This is a genomic window from Stenotrophomonas sp. YJH_SMC_19, from assembly GCF_059367915.1.
This window is the reverse complement of sequence record NZ_JCAFRI010000018.1, coordinates 19,495-35,057: the sequence shown is the minus strand read 5'-3', so window position 1 is coordinate 35,057 and position 15,563 is coordinate 19,495. Positions and strand designations below refer to the sequence as shown.

Here is a 15,563-nt window from a genome sequence, read left to right as displayed (position 1 = left end):
GGCCGGCAACTTCATTGCCCTGGACGGTGATGCGTGGTTGCCGGCCAGCGGCCGGCACTACCGCGCGCGTCTCAGCCCTGGCCCGCGAACACGCGCTCCAGCACCTCGGACAGCTCGTCCTCCGAGAACGGCTTGGTGATGTAGGCCTTGGCGCCCTGGCGCATGCCCCACATGCGGTCGGTGTCCTGGTCCTTGGTGGTCACCAGGATCACCGGGATATGCCGGGTCGCCTCGTCGCGGGCGAGGGTACGGGTGGCCTGGAAGCCGTTGAGGTTGGGCATCACCACGTCCATCAGGACCAGGTCGGGCAGCTCGGCCTTGGCGGTTTCGACCCCGGCGGCGCCATCGGTGGCGGTCAGGATCTGGTGCCCGAGCTTCTCGACGATGCGCTGTATCCCCAACAGCTGCGACGGTGAGTCGTCGACGATCAGAATGCGTGCCATGTTGTTCCCCATGTAATGCCCGCAGTGTAGTGCGGGCCCATTACCGGCGGGAGGGCCGCGTCTGCCGTCCGTCGCCTGCCTGCGACGTTCAGTCGATCCGCACCACGGTGCGACCCAGCGAACCGCCCGCCAGCATCCGTTCGAATACGGCAGGAAGGCCATCGAGGCCGACTTCGGCGGTGCAGATGCGGTCCAGGTGCTGCGGCTTCCAGTCACTCCCCAGCCGCGACCACACTTCCTCACGCAGTCCGCGTGGCGCATTGGCCGAGGACACGCCCAGCAGCGAGACACCGCGCAGGATGAACGGCATCACCGTCATGTCCAGCGTCGGACTGGCTGCCAGGCCGGCACTGACCACGCTGCCGTAGGGCACGGTCTGCGCCAGCAGGCTGGCCAGCATGTCGCCTCCGGCATTATCGAGGCCACCCCCGAAGCGGCCCGACTGCAGCGCGCCGGTGTCGGCCAGCGCGTCGCGCGGCAGTACCTCGGTGGCGCCGATGCTGCGCAGGAATCCTGCCTGGTCCGGCTTGCCGCTGACCGCGTGCACGCTGTAGCCGGCACGGCTGAAGATGGACAGCGCCAGCGCACCGACACCACCGCTGGCACCGGTGACCGCCAGCGGGCCGAGTTCCGGGGTCTGGCGGTTGTCCTGCATGCGCAGCAGGGCCAGCGCCGCAGTGAAGCCGGCGGTGCCCAGCACCATCGTCTCGCGTGGGGTCAGCCCGGCAGGCTGGGCGATCACCGCGCACGATTCCAGCCGCACGTACTGGCTGTAGCCGCCGTCGCGGGTCTCGCTGAGGCCGCAGCCGGTGGCCAGCACCGCGTCGCCTTCACGCCAGTCCGGGTCGGTGCTGGCGACCACGGTGCCGGCCACATCGATGCCGCCCACCAGCGGGAAGCGGCGCAGGATCTTCCCTTTTCCAGTACCGGCCAGCGCGTCCTTGTAGTTGACCGAGGACCAGTGGGCGCGGATCAGCACCTGGCCGGGGTTGAGGTCGTCGACCCCGAGCCGGACCAGGCCGCTGCGGTAGCCGGCGTCGTCGTTTTCGATGCGGAAGGCGGTGAACGGGGTGGTGGGGGCCATCGGCGTTGCCTGACTTCGAGGAAAACGCCACCTTACCCCGTTGCCCCCCTTTCGATCCTGCCGATCCGCCCCATCTTGTATGATCGGTGATGGTTTCACGGCTGGCGGTGCGGGAAGGGCCCGCGCCGCAGCCCAAATCTTGATGGAGCGTGCATGGCCTGGAATACACCCGGCGGCAACAAGGGCGGACAAGGCCCCGAGGACAATCGACGCGGGCCGTTCGGGTCACGCGGCGGTGGCAATGGTGGTGGCTGGGGCGGTTTGCCCGGGCCGCTGAAGGACCTGTTCGACGGCGGCATCGTGCGTTGGGTGGTGGCAGCCGTGGTGCTGCTGGTGCTGTTCTCCAGCTTCCAGCTGATCGGCGAACAGCAGCGTGGCGTGGTGCTGCGCTTCGGCCAGTTCTCGCGCATCCTGCAGCCCGGCCCGAACTTCAAGCTGCCGTGGCCGATCGAATCGGTCACCAAGGTCAACGCCACCGAGATCAAGACGTTCTCGATCCAGGTGCCGGTGCTGACCCGCGACGAGAACATCGTCAACGTCTCGCTGAACGTCCAGTACCGCATCGACGACCCGCAGCAGTACCTGTTCGGCACCGTCGATGCCAACCAGGTGCTGGAGCAGTCGGCGCAGAGCGCCGTACGCGAGGAAGTCGGCCGCGCTGATCTCAACGCCGTGCTGAACAACCGTGGCCCGCTGGCCGTGGCCGCCGAGGAGCGCCTGCAGGCGCTGCTGAAGGCGTTCAAGACCGGCCTGACCGTGACCGGCCTGACCCTGCAGGATGCCCGTCCGCCGGAAGAAGTGAAGCCGGCCTTCGACGAGGTCAACGGCGCCCAGCAGGTCAAGGAACGCCTGATCAACGAAGCCCAGGCCTACGCCGCCAAGGTCGTGCCGGAAGCCCGGGGCCAGGCCTCGCGTGCCCGTACCACTGCCGAAGGCTACAAGCAGGCCGTGGTGTCCAAGGCCGAGGGTGACGCGCAGCGCTTCAGCCTGTTGCAGGCCCAGTACAAGGACGCTCCGGAAGTGACCCGCAAGCGCCTGTGGCTGGAGACCGTGCAGCAGGTGCTGAGCGAGAACCGCAAGGTGATCGGTGGCGATGGCCGCCAGCTGATCTACGTGCCGATGACCGGCGATACCCGTCCGAGCACGTCGGCTCCGGCCGCAGTGGCCAACCCGGACGTGGTGATGCCGTCGCTGCCGGGTGCAGCGACGGAAGCTTCCCGTGATCCGGGCCGGCCGGTGGGCCGCCCGACCGGGCGACCGAGCGGCCGTGAGGAGGGCAGCCGATGAAGAGTCCTATCTGGATCGCCGTGATCGTGGCGGTGGTGCTGGGCCTGCTCGGCTCGGTGTACGTGGTCCGTGAGGACCAGACCGCCATGGTGCTGAACCTGGGCAAGGTGGTGCGTTCGGACATCAAGCCGGGCCTGCACTTCAAGGTGCCGGTGGTGGAAACGGTGAAGGTCTTCGACCGCCGCTTCCAGGTGCTCGACACCGCGCCGGCGCGCTACTTCACCGCCGAGCAGAAGGACGTCAGCGTCGACTTCTTCGCCATCGGCTACATTTCCAACGTGGGTGACTACTTCCGTGCCACCGGCGGCGATCCGCGCATCGCCAACGCCCGCCTGGCACCGATCATCACCGACTCGCTGCGCAACCAGATCAACTCGCGCACCCTGCAGCAGCTGGTCTCCGGCGACCGCAGCGAGCTGATCGCCGAGCAGCTGAAGGGGATCAACGAGGCGGTGGCCGGCCTGGGCATGCAGATGATCGACCTGCGCATCAAGCAGGTGGACCTGCCGACCGACAGCCAGGTGATCAACGATGTGTACGAGCGCATGCGTGCCCAGCGCAAGCAGGAAGCCGCAAAGCTGCGCGCGGAGGGCGAGGAGCAGTCGCTGACCATCCGCGCCCAGGCCGACCGTGACAGCACCGTGCTGATCGCCGAGGCCGAGCGTGATGCCCAGCGCCTGCGCGGTGAAGGCGATGCCGAGGCGGCCCGCATCTACGGCAAGGCCGGTTCGGCCGATCCGTCGTTCTATGCGTTCTACCGCAGCCTGGAGGCCTACCGTGGCTCCATGACCGACGGCAACGGCGTGATCGTGCTCGACAAGAACGACCCGTTCCTGCAGTACCTGAAGAACGACCGCTGAGGTCGCAGGGCAGTACCCCACGGGGCCCGGCCATATGCCGGGCCCCGTGCTTTTTCTGGAGTCCCCCATGAAAGATCTGTTTGCCGCTGTCTGCCTGGTCGCGGTGCTGGAAGGCCTGTTCCTGTTCGTCGCCCCGTTCGCCTGGAAGCGCATGGCCGAGCGCCTGCTGGACCTGCCCAGCCCGGCCCTGCGCAGCTTCGGTGGGCTGGTGCTGCTGGCCGGCCTGAGCCTGCTGTGGTGGGTGCGGCATTGAAAGGGTAGTGCCGGGCGCTGGCCGGCAACCCGGGATTGCCGGCCAGCGGCCGGCACTACCGGGCGGGGCCTGAGCGGCCGGCACGACCGGGCGGGGCGGCTGACCGGCCGGTAAAGCCACCCGTCGGAAAGGTGGCACCCGACCCCGGAAACCCGGATAATGCACAAAAGCCGGACGGGCCTCCCCGTTCGGCTTTTTCCGTGTCTGGGCCTTCCATCGCCGGCCGCTCCCCGTTTGGAGCCGCCTTGCAGGTGCTGGCCAGCCCCGCCACGGTTTACCCGTCCGCGGCCCCGATGGCCGCAACAAATCGAGGAGCCCGTCATGGGTCAGTCTGTCGTAGTGTTGGGTGCCCAGTGGGGCGATGAAGGCAAGGGCAAGATCGTCGATCTGCTCACTGAGGAAATCGGCGCCGTCGTGCGCTTCCAGGGCGGCCACAACGCCGGCCACACCCTGGTCATCAACGGCAAGAAGACCGTCCTGCACCTGATCCCGTCGGGCATCCTGCGTGACGACGCGCTGTGCCTGATCGGCAACGGCGTGGTGATCTCGCCGGCCGCGCTGCAGAAGGAAATCGCCGAGCTGGAAGCCTCCGGCGTGGAAGTGCGGTCGCGCCTGAAGATCTCCCCGGCCGCGCCGCTGATCATGCCGTACCACATCGCCCTGGACCAGGCGCGCGAGCGCGCTGCCGGTGGCAAGGCGATCGGCACCACCGGCCGTGGCATCGGCCCGGCCTACGAAGACAAGGTGGCGCGTCGCGGCATCCGCATCGCCGACCTGCATTACCCGAAGCAGCTGGAAGAACTGCTGCGCACCGCGCTGGATTACCACAACTTCGTGCTGACCAAGTATCTGAACACCGATGCGGTCGACTTCCAGAAGACCTTCGACGAAGCGCTGGCCTTCGGCGAATACGTGCAGCCGATGAAGTCCGACGTGGCCGGCATCCTGCACGACCTGCGCAAGCAGGGTAAGCGCGTGCTGTTCGAAGGCGCGCAGGGCGCGCTGCTGGACATCGACCACGGCACCTACCCGTACGTCACCAGCTCCAACACCACCGTCGGTGGCGCGCTGGCCGGTTCCGGCGTCGGCGCCGATTCGATCGACTACGTGCTGGGCATCGCCAAGGCCTACGCCACCCGCGTCGGCGGTGGACCGTTCCCGACCGAGCTGGACGACGAAGTCGGCCAGGGCATCCGTGACCGCGGCGCCGAGTACGGTGCGTCGACCGGCCGTCCGCGTCGTTGCGGCTGGATGGACATCGTCGCGCTGAAGCGTGCCGTGGCCATCAATGGCATCAGCGGCCTGTGCATCACCAAGCTGGACGTGCTGGACGGCATGGAAAAGCTGAAGGTCTGCATCGCCTACGAATACAACGGCAAGCGCACCGAGTACGCGCCGCTGGACGCGCAGGGCTGGGAAGAGTGCACGCCGGTGTACCTGGAGTTCCCGGGCTGGAGCGAGAACACCCACGGCATCACCAACTGGGACGACCTGCCGCCGGCTGCGCGCGCCTACCTGCGTTCGCTGGAAGAGCTGGCCGGCTGCCCGATCAGCATCGTCTCCACCGGCCCGGACCGCGACCACACCATGGTCCTGCAGGATCCGTTTGCCTGAGGTAACGCCGGGCGCTGCCCGGCGTAGGTGACAGGAAAAGCCCCGCGCAAGCGGGGCTTTTTCGTTACTGTGTCAGCGGGGTCGGCGAGGAAGCAAAGCGATGACCAGGATGTCAGCGTGAAGGGCGAAACGGTCGTGCGGATCACCCTGTGGGTGTTGTGGAGCCTGTGGGGCATCGCCTGCCTGGTACTGGTGCTGGGCGCGGCCGCCAATACCCTGGCTTCGCGCACGCAGACGGTGCCGTTGGTGCTGAGCCCTGGCGCAACCGCCCAGATCACCGTCTACCGCCTCATCGATGATCAACTGCGGCTGCGCCTGCGCTATGCCGCGGACGGTACGGAGGCTGACCCCGAGGTGCTGCTGCGCCTCGAAACTCCGACCGATCATGGAGACTTCCGCGCAGGGGAGCGTTCGGGAGTGGCCGGGCAGGGTATCAATCGTGGGCTGGCTTCGGTTGAGTCCAGCGGCCTCATGGCGTCCTACTTCGGCTATGGCCGTGGCGGCGCATTGCCACGCGGCCGCTCATGGGTGCGGGTAACCGTGCTGGAGGTGGACCCGGCGCTGGCCGATCGCGCGGCCACCGTCGAGCTGCAGCCGCCACTGGACCTGTTGAAGCTGACTGACCTGGATTATGTCTGGTTGTGGCCGTTCTTCTTCTGGAAAGTGGCGGCACTGCTCCTGCTGATTCCAGGAGCTGCCTTGGCGGTGTTCACGTTCACTTTGCGGCGCTGGCAGCACCGGGCTTCGAAGCAGGCGGATTCAGCAGTGGATACGGATTGATCGATTCCCCCTTCCACCACTGCTTCTCCGGTCCCAGCACGTGCACCTCGAAATGCAGGTGCGGGGCCTCAGCGCTGGCGTTGCCGGTACTGCCCACGTAACCGATCACCTCCCCGCGCCTGATCACCTGCTTCTCCGCCAGGCCATCGGCGTAGCGCTGCAGATGCGCGTAGTAGTAGCACCAGCGGCCACTGGGCTCGAACTGGTAGATCGTCAGGCCACCGCGCTCGCTGTTGAACAGTTTTTCCACCGTGCCATCGGCCACTGCCAGCACCGGCGTACCGGCGGTGGCCATGATGTCGATGGCATCGTGCACGCGGCCTTCGCTGCGCGCATCGGTGAACGTGTCGCGCAGCTGGGAGGCCAGGACGCCCTGTACCGGCAGCAGCAGACCGGACGGCGCATCCGCAGTCCGCGCGGCTGACGGCGCGCTGGGGGCGGGGGCAGGGGCCGTGCCGAGCGGCGCTACCGATCCCTTGGCCGGCGCCACAGCTGCTGCCGGTTGTGCTTCCGGCAGCGAGGCGGCTACCGGCTCGCCTGCATCGCGGCGCAGCCACCAGCCGGCCCCCAGTCCCAGCAGAACACCCAGCACGATCAGCTGCGAAAGACGCATCGGCTCACTCCTGCATCACCACGGGGACGGAGGTATCCACCGCATCGGCCACGCGCAGCGCATCCCAGTTGGTCATGCGCACGCAACCATGTGATTCGGTCTTGCCGACATGGCCGGGCTCGGGCGTGCCATGCAGGCCGTAGTGTGGCTTGGACAGGTCGATCCAGACCCGGCCGACTGGATTGTTCGGGCCCGGCGGCAGTGTCGCCTTCTTTTCGCCCTTGCGCGCATCCCAGAACAGCTTGGGGTTGTAGTGGAACGGCGGGTCGCGATACACGCCCAGGATCTTCCATTCGCCGATCGGCAGCGGATCATGCTGGCTGCCGGAGGAAACCGGCACCTGAGCGATCACCTTGCCCTGCGCATCCAGCAACTGCAGGCTGGAATCGGACTTGTCGACGACCACCTTGGCCGCCTTCGGTAGCGGCGATGGTGCGATATTGGGCACCTGGATGCGGTTGCCCGCCTTGCTCAGATCCACGCCCGGATTGAGCAGCTTCAACAGCTCAGGGGATGCGTGGAAGCGTTCGCCCAGCGACTCTTCGACGTTGTTGAAGCCCAGCGATTTCAGTTTGGCCTGTGCGGCGGGGCCCTTCGGCACCGCCTGGAACGGCCCGGCGACATCCTCGCTGGTCAGCGTGTAGCTGGCCAGGGGGGTGACCGTATCAGCCTGCAGGGCCTGCCAGGTCGCGTCGTCCAGTTCACCGGTGACGGCCATGCCGTGCGCCGCTTGGAAACCCGACACCGCGCGCCGTTGGTTGCTGCCTACTTCACCGTCGATCTGGCCGGGCGAGAAATTCGCGCGATCCAGCAGCACCTGGGCATGCAGGGCGGAACGTGCTGCGGTGTCCGGTCCGGCCTTCTCGGCAATGGGGGCGGGCAGTCCAGGCGGCGGTGCCTGCGCGAACGCCGGCGATGCCAGCAGCGAGAGAGCGAGCAGGGTGGATCGGTACACGGGTAATGGCATTGGGAACTCCAGCAGATGACGCCACCACCTTGCCTGCAGGCCGCGCCGAGCCGCCGTGAAAGAGATCTGACGTCTGCATGAGCAGTCGGGTCGTTGCGCCACCGTCCCCGCGCGGGTGCCGCCGGCCAAGGGCTCACCAAGGTGAATGGTGCCCCACGCCGTTGGCGGTCGGCGATCAAGATTGCCTGGCGGGCCGCCGATAACGCCACATCCCCCCGTTTTGGATGTACCGATGAACTACTTGAGGAATGTCAGGGTTGCCTGGCGTCTTGGGCTGGGCTTTGGCCTGTTGCTGCTGTTGGTTGCGGCCGTGGTGGCCACCGGCGCCACCGCCAGTGTCGTGCAGAAGCGCGCGATGCAGCAGGTGGTCGATGTCAGCGTGGCCAAGGTGCGCCTGCTCTCGCAGATGCTCGATGCCAACAACCAGATGATGGTCGTTCGCCGCGAGATGCTGATCCGCCAGGGCGATGACCGTGGCCATGATGAGCAGCGCATCGCCGATCTGGTCAAGCGCTATGAGGCCAGTTGGACGGCCTACCAGGCGCTGCCCAGCGACGCCGAGGGCAAGGCCATTGCCGAAACCATCGCCGCCAAGCGTGCCATCGCGCGTCCGCTCAACAAGCAGACCAGCGAACTGATGGAGCAGGGCGACTACCCGGGCGCCGTGGCGCTGACCCTGGGCCCGGTGCAGGAAGCCGCCAACGGCTGGAACAAGGCGCTGTCCGATGGCGTGGACTTCGAGGAGAAGGAAAGCCGTGAGGCGGCCGCCGAGGCAATCCGCCTGGGCGAGCGCAGCCTGCTGCAGTTGCTGGTGCTGGGCGGCGTTGCACTGCTGGTCGGCATCGCCGCCTCGGTGATGATCGGGCGCAGCCTGACCGGCCCGCTGGCCCGCGCGGTGAACCTGGCCGAGCGCCTGTCCAAGGGCCAGCTGGATCAGGAGTTCCGCCTCGGCGGCCGTGACGAACTGACCCAGTTGGGCGAGGCGATGGCCAGCGTGCGCCAGAGCGTGCAGGCAGCGATCGGCGCGCAGCTGCAGATGGCCGAACAGCACGAGGCCGGTGCGATCCGTTACCGCATGGACGCCAGCGCCTTCCCCGGTGATTTCGGCCGCATGGTGCAGGCCACCAACAGCCTGGTCGAATCGCACGTGCAGGTGGAACTGTTGATGGCCGAAGTGATGCAGCGTTACGCCATCGGTGACCTCAGCCGCGACCTGCCGGACTACCCGGGCGAGAAGGGCACGCTGACCCGCACCCTGGCCGCAGTGAAGCAGAGCCTGATGGCGATCAACGCGCAGATCGATGAACTGGCCCGGGCCGCGCGCGCCGGTGATTTCAGCATGCGTGGCGATGCCGCTGCGTTCCAGTTCCAGTTCAAGGCGATGGTCGAGCACCTCAACGGCATGATGGCCAGTTCGCAGGCCAGCATCGCCGACGTTTCCGACGTGCTACGCGCGATCTCGCACGGCGACCTGACTGCACGCATGGACGGCGAGTACGACGGTGTATTCGCCCGCATGCGTGACGACGCCAACACCACCACCGCGCAGCTGACCGGCATCGTGCGTGGCATCCAGGTGGCCGCCGACAGCATCAACAACGCGGCGCAGGAACTGGCCGCCGGCAACAACGACCTGTCGCGCCGCACCGAGCAGCAGGCCGCCAACCTGGAAGAAGCCGCCGCATCGATGGAGGAACTGACCTCGACTGTGCGCCAGAATGCCGAGCTCGCTCGTCAGGCCGACAGTGAAGCGCACGCCGCCGGTGCCGCCGTACGCGAAACCGAGCAGGCGATGGCGCAGATGGCGTCGGTGATGGGTGAGATCGATCAGTCCTCGGCACGCATCTCGGAAATCTCCACCGTGATCGACGGCATCGCGTTCCAGACCAACATCCTGGCGCTGAACGCTGCGGTTGAAGCCGCGCGTGCAGGTGAGCAGGGCCGTGGTTTTGCCGTGGTCGCCAGCGAGGTACGCACGCTCGCACAGCGTGCCGGTGTCGCCGCCAAGGAGATCAAGGAGCTGATCGAAGACGCCGCTGCCAAGGTGAAGAGTGGCCTGGCGGTGACCGTTGAATCGGAAGCCGCGATCGCCCGCGTGGCCCAGGCCAGTTCGCGCACCACGCAGCTGATGAGCGACATCGCAGCGGCCAGCAAGGAACAGGCCGCCGGTATCGAGCAGGTCAACCAGGTGGTGGTGCAGATGGACCAGGTGACCCAGCAGAACGCTGCGCTGGTGGAAGAAGCCACTGCCGCCAGCCGCGCGCTGGAGGAACAGGCGCATGCGCTGACCACGTCGGTGGCGGTGTTCAAGGTGGAGCAGGGCGCGCGCATGCCCATCGTGCCTGCGCAGGCGGCGTAAGCAACCTGCGATTGGATGTTGGATGACGCCCTGCATGCGATGCCCCGCATGCAGGGCACCGCATGTACGCAACCGGTCGGTGCCGCTGGCTAGCGGCCGCCCGCGGCGCGTTCGATCAGCCAGCCGGCTGCGTACAGCAACAGCAGTGTTGGCGGAACCAGTACTGCATACGCGGTCGACCAGGGTTTGCCGTACAGCAGGCTGCCTGCGCCGATGGCATCGAGTGCAGCAGACTGCAGGGTGATGGAGAGCGACATCAGGATATAGGCCCCCTTCGGGTCCGCATCCGACTGCGCGCCGTGAACCAGCCATGCGGTCAACAGCAGGTAGACCACGCAAAGCGCAAGACCGGTCCAGCTCAGTAATCGCCGCATCTTCATCCGCACGCCTCCGTTCAACGGACGTCGAAGTGAGCCTGCAGAGGCAGGCTCACATTCCGCAGCAGATCCCTGACCACCACCTGCGCAGTCCACGTGCCTTTCGGATCACTGGCCTCGGCCACGAACTTCAGGTGCAGGTTGGTCATGTACAACAGGGTTGGCGGGCCGGGCAGGGCAGCGGTGCAACAGGGAACATCGCGTTCGTCGATGCTGGTACTGCCGTCCGGGCGCAGCATGCGCAGATCGCAGTGCACCTTGGGTACGCGGTTCTCATCCAGTTGCGGGTTGGACAGGAATGTCAGCAGGAACAATTCACCGCCCGGGTGGACTTCGTCGGCCTGGGTAAAACCGGGAGTGGTCTCTGGTGGGGTTTCCCACTTGGCCTGCCAGTCGGCATCGGAGGTGACCAGCAGCGATGCCGCAAAGCCACCGCTGGATTTCATGGCATCGGTCTCCGGCATCGCCTTGCCTGCCCCGTTTATCCAGCCATCGTTGGCGGAACTGTTCAGTGGCAGCATCATGGCCATCATGGCCAGCGCGTAGGTCCATCGCATCAGAGGCTCTCCTTGGCAGCCGCGTCCCGCGGCAGAGCGGGGAGTATCGCTCAACCTTGACCGGCAAAGCAGCAGGAGAGCCGGAGCGGAGGTTCCGCTGCCTGCCGATGTGGGCGATGCTTGCCAGCAAAGGAGGTGACATGGGAATCGGGAGCGAGGAAAAGCCGGGCTGTGATTCAGCATCACCCACGCCGCAGCACGTGCTGATGCTGCCCGGGCTGGATGGCTCCGGCAGGCTGTCGATCCCGTTTCTGTCAGCACTCCAGGCTCATGGGCTGACGACGCAGGCGATTACGCTGCCTGCGCAGGGAGGGCAGGATCACGCCACGCTGGCCCAACGGCTGTGGTCGCAGCTGCCCGGCCATCCCTTCATCCTGCTTGCCGAGTCCTTCTCGGGCCCGTTGGCGGTTGAACTGGCCACGCGACAGCCCGCTGGGCTGCGCGGACTGGTGCTTGCCGCGACCTTTGCGTGTCGGCCGGTGCCATTGCCGGCAGCCAGCGCAGCCCTGCTGACGTCGGCCTGGCCTCTGCCTCCCGTGGCGTTGCTGGCGCGCCTTCTGCTGGGGCGGTGGCGCACCCGCGAGCACCTGTCGATGCTGCGCGATGCGCTGGCCCGGATTCCGGCGGCCACACTGCGGCAACGCGCCGCAGCGACCCTGCGCGTCGACGTACGCGCATTGCTGCCGGCAATCGACGTGCCGACGCTGTGCCTGCACGCGTGCCATGACCGCCTGCTGTGGCCGCCCAGCGTGGCAGAACTGCAGGCCCTTTTGCCGGATGCCCGGCATGTTTCGCTGGAAGGGCCGCATCTGCTGCTGCAGGCACGCGCTGACGCAGCCGCAGCCGAAGTTGCCGCGTGGATGAGGACGCTGTCGCCCTGATCGAAGGACTCAGCCGCGCGCGCGGGTACGCGCGGCCTTCTTCGCCGCCACCTTGCGCACGGTCTTCTTCGCCGCACGTGTCTTCGCCGCCTTCTTCGCTGCAGCACTGCGCGAGGCGGCTGTACCGGCCTTCTTGGCCGCTGTCTTCTTTGCGGTTTTCTTTGTGGCTGTCTTGCGAGCCGGTGCCTTCTTTGCCGCCGCCTTCCTGGCTGTCGTCTTCTTCGCAGGTGCCTTCTTCGCCGCCGTCGTCTTGGTCGTGGCCTTCTTTGTGCCCGACTTCCTGGCAGGCGCCTTCTTGGCAGCCTTCTTGCTGGTCGCCTTCTTCGTACCCTTGCGCGCGCTGCCGCTACGCTTGCCACCACCATCCTGCTTGTTCACGGTCGCCCAGGCAATGCGCTCGGCCGTGCCTTCGCTGGCACCGCGCTCGCGCTCGCTTTCCTCGATGTGCTCGGCCTGGCGCTTCTGTTTATCGGAGTATGCGGATTTGTCACCACGGGGCATGACAGTTCTCCTGTTGTTGTAGTCAGGCCAGCAGGCGCAGCTTGGGTTCGCGCGCCCACTGGCGGGTGGCGGCCGCCGCCAGGAATGCCTTGGCGTCTTCCGCTTCGACGATGCCGGCGTCGTTGCCGACCCTTGCCGCCTTCAGCAGCGTCTGGCCGCCCGCATCGCTGGCGATGGCCTTCAGGTGCGCCCACGCCTGGCTGACGAATTCGATGGCTGCACTCTCTTTCGACAAGGCCTTCGCCGCTTCCGGGCTGAGCACCACGGCTACTGCATCGAACACGGCCGACGGGGTGCCCGCCAGTTGCCCATCCGCCGCCTGCAGCGCGCCATCGCTGAGCGTGGCGCCACCCACTCTGGGGGCGACCAGCTTCACATCCGCACCTGCTTTCCTGGCTGCCTTGCTCAGGCTGGCAATGATCCGGGCATCAGAACCCTCATCGAACAGGATGCCGATGCAGCGACCCTGCAGGGTAGGCTTGTTGCGCCCAATCACGCGCACCTCGGGGGCGGGGGGCATGTCCCGCACTGGAGTAGCGGTCGGCGCCGGGTCGGGCAATGCAGGCAACGCCAGACCATCGGCCACGCGCTGCGCCAGTGAGTCATCGATGTTGCGCAGGTGACTGACGGTGCGTACCCGCACCTTCAGCGTTTCCACCTTGGACAACTCGAACACCAGCGCCGATGCCAGGTGGGCCTGCTCCGGCTTTTCGAGGCTGCGGAAGAACATTCGGGCCTGGCTGTAGTGGTCGGCGAAACTCTCCGCGCGGGTGCGACCCTTGCGGCCATCGTCGGCGCTGGCATGGCTGCGGAATCCGGCAGGCGTCTCGCGCGGGGTGTCCTCCTGCAGCGAACTGGGATCGTAGGCCACCCGGCCCTTGGGAACCTGCATCTGCATGTGGCCGTCGCGCTGATGATTGGCAAACGGGCACTTGGGCGCATTCACCGGGATCTGGTGGAAGTTCGGGCCGCCCAGGCGCAGCAGCTGGGTGTCCAGGTAGGAGAACAGGCGCCCCTGCAGCAGCGGGTCGTTGCTGAAGTCGATGCCCGGCGGCACGTTGGCCGGGCAGAAAGCCACCTGCTCGGTCTCGGCGAAGAAGTTGTCCGGCCAGCGGTCCAGCACCATGCGCCCGATGACCTGCAACGGTACCAGCGATTCGGGAATGATCTTGGTCGGGTCCAGGTGGTCGAACGGGAATGCGTCGGCGTCTTCTTCGGTGAACAACTGCACCGCCAGTTCCCATTCCGGGAAGTCGCCGCGCTGGATGGCCTCGAACAGGTCGCGGCGATGGAAGTCATTGTCGGCCGACTGCAGCTTCAGCGCTTCGTCCCAGACCGTTGACTGGATGCCCAGCTTGGGCCGCCAGTGGAACTTGACGAACGTTGACTCGCCGGCCTCGTTCAGCAGGCGGAAGCTGTGCACACCGAAGCCTTCGATCATCCGCAGCGAACGCGGTATGGCGCGGTCGCTCATCGCCCACATGATCATGTGCATCGATTCGGGCATCAGCGAAATGAAGTCCCAGAATGTGTCATGGGCCGACGCGGCCTGCGGGAAGGCACGGTCCGGTTCCATCTTCACCGCGTGCACCAGGTCCGGGAATTTCATGGCGTCCTGGATGAAGAACACCGGGATGTTGTTGCCGACCAGGTCCCAGTTGCCCTCCCTGGTATAGAACTTCACCGCGAAGCCGCGCACGTCGCGCGGGGTGTCCACCGAACCTGCGCCACCGGCCACGGTCGAGAAGCGGGTGAACACGGGTGTCTTCACGCCAACCTCGGTCAGGATGCGCGCGCGGGTATGCGCCTTCAGTGATCGGGTCAACTCGAAGTAGCCATGCGCAGCGCTGCCGCGGGCGTGCACGATGCGCTCGGGAATGCGCTCATGGTCGAAGTGGGTGATCTTCTCGCGCAGGATGAAGTCCTCCAGCAGCGTAGGCCCCCGAGGTCCCTGGCGCAGGGAGTTCTGGTTGTCTGCCACCGGGATGCCCTGATCGGTGGTCATCGCCGGATGACTGCCCCCGGCCTGCTGGTGCAGTTCATCGCCGTTGCCGCGGTGGTGGTTCTCGGCGTGGGTGGTTGCGCGCTTGCCGGTCGGCTTGCTGGCGGCCATTGACGTTGGCTCCGGATGCTCAAAGAGAACCACGACACTGGAACCGGGCCCGTTAAACCGAGGTCCGGCAAAGGTGAACGTACAGGCAAAAGCAGGCTCGGGTATGCTTGTTCCATGCGAGTCGAGCCCGCCGACATCGAAGCCCTGTTCGACGCCATCCCGGATGTGCTGTTCTTCATCAAGGACCTTCAGGGGCGTTACACCCACGTCAACCAGACCATGCTGCGGCGGCTGGGCCTGCGCGCCCGCAAGGACGTGATCGGGCGTACCGCGGCGGAGATCTACCCGACCGGGCTGAGCGCCGACTACGTGGACCAGGACGCCCGCGTGCTGGCCGGTGAGGTGATCGAGAACCTGATGGAGCTGCACCTGTTCGCCAACCGCGAACCGGGCTGGTGCCTGACCTGCAAGCGTCCGCTGGTGGTCGATGGGGCCATCGAGGGCCTGATCGGCATTTCCCGCGACCTTGGCCAGAAGGACAGCCTGGGTACTCAGTACGAGCAGCTGCGGCTGGCGCTGGCCCACCTCAACGCGCACTACGCCGAGAACGTGCGCATGCAGACCCTGCTGGACATCACCGGCTTCTCGCTGTCCAAGCTGGAGCGCAGCTTCCGCAAGGTGTTCCAGATGACCCCGCAGCAGGTGCTGACCCGGCTGCGGATCCAGATGGCCATGCACCTGCTGCACGGTGACGAGAGCATCGCCAGCATCGGCCAGGCCTGCGGTTTCAGCGACCAGAGCGCCTTTACCCGCAAGTTCAAGGCTGAAACCGGTTTCTCGCCGCGTGCCTACCGCGCCCGTATTGGTGGCAGTGTCGGAGAGCCGGCACTGGCCTGAGCCGCCTGCTGCGCTGTGCCTATCCCCGCGGGCATGG

The 15,563-nt window shown here is 66.7% G+C and carries 16 protein-coding genes; 8 read left to right on the top strand and 8 right to left on the bottom strand.

Translation table 11 applies throughout. The features are described from left to right. Positions 1-71 precede the first annotated feature (71 nt). Positions 72-443 (bottom strand): twitching motility response regulator PilH, encoded by a 372-nt coding sequence (gene pilH, locus AC5P5R_RS16790; protein ID WP_005410644.1) that lies wholly within the window; start codon positions 441-443, stop codon positions 72-74. Positions 444-531: 88 nt separating this feature from the next. Next, positions 532-1,527 carry a YhdH/YhfP family quinone oxidoreductase gene (locus tag AC5P5R_RS16785; protein WP_100438335.1) on the bottom strand — a complete coding sequence of 332 codons (996 nt, stop codon included), beginning with the start codon at positions 1,525-1,527 and terminating at the stop codon, positions 532-534. Positions 1,528-1,680: 153 nt separating this feature from the next. Between AC5P5R_RS16785 and hflK the strand changes: the two genes are divergently transcribed. The 5 genes from hflK to AC5P5R_RS16760 all read left to right on the top strand — a co-directional run bounded on the left by hflK (position 1,681) and on the right by AC5P5R_RS16760 (position 6,321). Further along, positions 1,681-2,814, top strand: coding sequence for an FtsH protease activity modulator HflK (hflK, locus tag AC5P5R_RS16780; protein WP_005414168.1), 1,134 nt, complete (start codon positions 1,681-1,683; stop codon positions 2,812-2,814). After that, positions 2,811-3,674 carry a protease modulator HflC gene (gene hflC / locus AC5P5R_RS16775; RefSeq protein ID WP_005414169.1) on the top strand — a complete coding sequence of 288 codons (864 nt, stop codon included), beginning with the start codon at positions 2,811-2,813 and terminating at the stop codon, positions 3,672-3,674. Before hflK ends, hflC begins: the two co-directional genes overlap by 4 nt. 67 nt (positions 3,675-3,741) lie before the next feature. Beyond that, entirely contained in the window at positions 3,742-3,927 is a 186-nt protein-coding gene (locus tag AC5P5R_RS16770; protein ID WP_005414170.1) for a DUF2065 domain-containing protein, read from the top strand. 321 nt (positions 3,928-4,248) lie between these two features. Continuing rightward, positions 4,249-5,541 carry an adenylosuccinate synthase gene (locus AC5P5R_RS16765; RefSeq protein WP_005410639.1) on the top strand — a complete coding sequence of 431 codons (1,293 nt, stop codon included), beginning with the start codon at positions 4,249-4,251 and terminating at the stop codon, positions 5,539-5,541. 117 nt (positions 5,542-5,658) lie between these two features. Further along, a complete protein-coding gene (locus tag AC5P5R_RS16760; protein ID WP_100438334.1) occupies positions 5,659-6,321 on the top strand; it encodes a hypothetical protein in 663 nt (220 codons plus the stop codon). On the opposite strand, the gene AC5P5R_RS16755 is transcribed toward AC5P5R_RS16760, so the two are convergent. Both AC5P5R_RS16755 and AC5P5R_RS16750 read right to left on the bottom strand, forming a co-directional pair. Then, positions 6,257-6,934: a M23 family metallopeptidase gene (locus tag AC5P5R_RS16755; protein WP_099527727.1), complete on the bottom strand. Its 678-nt coding sequence runs from the start codon at positions 6,932-6,934 to the stop codon at positions 6,257-6,259. The genes AC5P5R_RS16760 and AC5P5R_RS16755 overlap by 65 nt on opposite strands. A gap of 4 nt (positions 6,935-6,938) precedes the next feature. Further along, a complete protein-coding gene (locus AC5P5R_RS16750) occupies positions 6,939-7,901 on the bottom strand; it encodes a L,D-transpeptidase family protein (RefSeq protein ID WP_099527728.1) in 963 nt (320 codons plus the stop codon). A gap of 232 nt (positions 7,902-8,133) precedes the next feature. Between AC5P5R_RS16750 and AC5P5R_RS16745 the strand changes: the two genes are divergently transcribed. Next, entirely contained in the window at positions 8,134-10,260 is a 2,127-nt protein-coding gene (locus AC5P5R_RS16745) for a methyl-accepting chemotaxis protein (RefSeq protein WP_005414173.1), read from the top strand. Positions 10,261-10,349: 89 nt separating this feature from the next. Here AC5P5R_RS16745 and AC5P5R_RS16740 read toward each other — a convergent pair whose 3' ends face one another. After that, positions 10,350-10,640, bottom strand: coding sequence for a hypothetical protein (locus AC5P5R_RS16740; RefSeq protein ID WP_100438333.1), 291 nt, complete (start codon positions 10,638-10,640; stop codon positions 10,350-10,352). Between the two features lie 14 nt (positions 10,641-10,654). After that, positions 10,655-11,194: a hypothetical protein gene (locus AC5P5R_RS16735; protein ID WP_100438332.1), complete on the bottom strand. Its 540-nt coding sequence runs from the start codon at positions 11,192-11,194 to the stop codon at positions 10,655-10,657. 140 nt (positions 11,195-11,334) lie between these two features. Here AC5P5R_RS16735 and AC5P5R_RS16730 point away from each other — a divergent pair, with 140 nt between their 5' ends. Then, positions 11,335-12,075, top strand: coding sequence for an alpha/beta fold hydrolase (locus AC5P5R_RS16730; protein WP_060380133.1), 741 nt, complete (start codon positions 11,335-11,337; stop codon positions 12,073-12,075). 9 nt (positions 12,076-12,084) lie between these two features. Here the strand turns inward: AC5P5R_RS16730 and AC5P5R_RS16725 are convergent, their stop codons facing one another. Beyond that, positions 12,085-12,576, bottom strand: a complete 492-nt coding sequence (locus AC5P5R_RS16725) for a hypothetical protein (protein ID WP_012480990.1) — start codon at positions 12,574-12,576, stop codon at positions 12,085-12,087. 22 nt (positions 12,577-12,598) lie between these two features. Continuing rightward, positions 12,599-14,689, bottom strand: a complete 2,091-nt coding sequence (locus tag AC5P5R_RS16720; protein ID WP_005414177.1) for a catalase — start codon at positions 14,687-14,689, stop codon at positions 12,599-12,601. 114 nt (positions 14,690-14,803) lie between these two features. Here AC5P5R_RS16720 and AC5P5R_RS16715 point away from each other — a divergent pair, with 114 nt between their 5' ends. Then, complete coding sequence (locus AC5P5R_RS16715; protein ID WP_005410629.1) at positions 14,804-15,526, top strand: helix-turn-helix transcriptional regulator; 723 nt, start codon at positions 14,804-14,806, stop codon at positions 15,524-15,526. Positions 15,527-15,563: the final 37 nt, after the last annotated feature.

Excerpts from the sequence above, each read along its gene's own strand:
- AC5P5R_RS16750 (WP_099527728.1), bottom strand. The coding sequence starts at position 7,901 with ATGCCATTACCCGTGTACCGATCCACCCTGCTCGCTCTCTCGCTGCTG.
- AC5P5R_RS16785 (WP_100438335.1), bottom strand. The coding sequence starts at position 1,527 with ATGGCCCCCACCACCCCGTTCACCGCCTTCCGCATCGAAAACGACGAC.
- AC5P5R_RS16755 (WP_099527727.1), bottom strand. The coding sequence starts at position 6,934 with ATGCGTCTTTCGCAGCTGATCGTGCTGGGTGTTCTGCTGGGACTGGGG.
- AC5P5R_RS16765 (WP_005410639.1), top strand. The coding sequence starts at position 4,249 with ATGGGTCAGTCTGTCGTAGTGTTGGGTGCCCAGTGGGGCGATGAAGGC.
- AC5P5R_RS16725 (WP_012480990.1), bottom strand. The coding sequence starts at position 12,576 with ATGCCCCGTGGTGACAAATCCGCATACTCCGATAAACAGAAGCGCCAG.
- hflK (WP_005414168.1), top strand. The coding sequence starts at position 1,681 with ATGGCCTGGAATACACCCGGCGGCAACAAGGGCGGACAAGGCCCCGAG.
- AC5P5R_RS16720 (WP_005414177.1), bottom strand. The coding sequence starts at position 14,689 with ATGGCCGCCAGCAAGCCGACCGGCAAGCGCGCAACCACCCACGCCGAG.
- AC5P5R_RS16770 (WP_005414170.1), top strand. The coding sequence starts at position 3,742 with ATGAAAGATCTGTTTGCCGCTGTCTGCCTGGTCGCGGTGCTGGAAGGC.
- AC5P5R_RS16745 (WP_005414173.1), top strand. The coding sequence starts at position 8,134 with ATGAACTACTTGAGGAATGTCAGGGTTGCCTGGCGTCTTGGGCTGGGC.
- AC5P5R_RS16730 (WP_060380133.1), top strand. The coding sequence starts at position 11,335 with ATGGGAATCGGGAGCGAGGAAAAGCCGGGCTGTGATTCAGCATCACCC.
- AC5P5R_RS16715 (WP_005410629.1), top strand. The coding sequence starts at position 14,804 with ATGCGAGTCGAGCCCGCCGACATCGAAGCCCTGTTCGACGCCATCCCG.
- AC5P5R_RS16740 (WP_100438333.1), bottom strand. The coding sequence starts at position 10,640 with ATGAAGATGCGGCGATTACTGAGCTGGACCGGTCTTGCGCTTTGCGTG.
- hflC (WP_005414169.1), top strand. The coding sequence starts at position 2,811 with ATGAAGAGTCCTATCTGGATCGCCGTGATCGTGGCGGTGGTGCTGGGC.
- AC5P5R_RS16735 (WP_100438332.1), bottom strand. The coding sequence starts at position 11,194 with ATGCGATGGACCTACGCGCTGGCCATGATGGCCATGATGCTGCCACTG.
- pilH (WP_005410644.1), bottom strand. The coding sequence starts at position 443 with ATGGCACGCATTCTGATCGTCGACGACTCACCGTCGCAGCTGTTGGGG.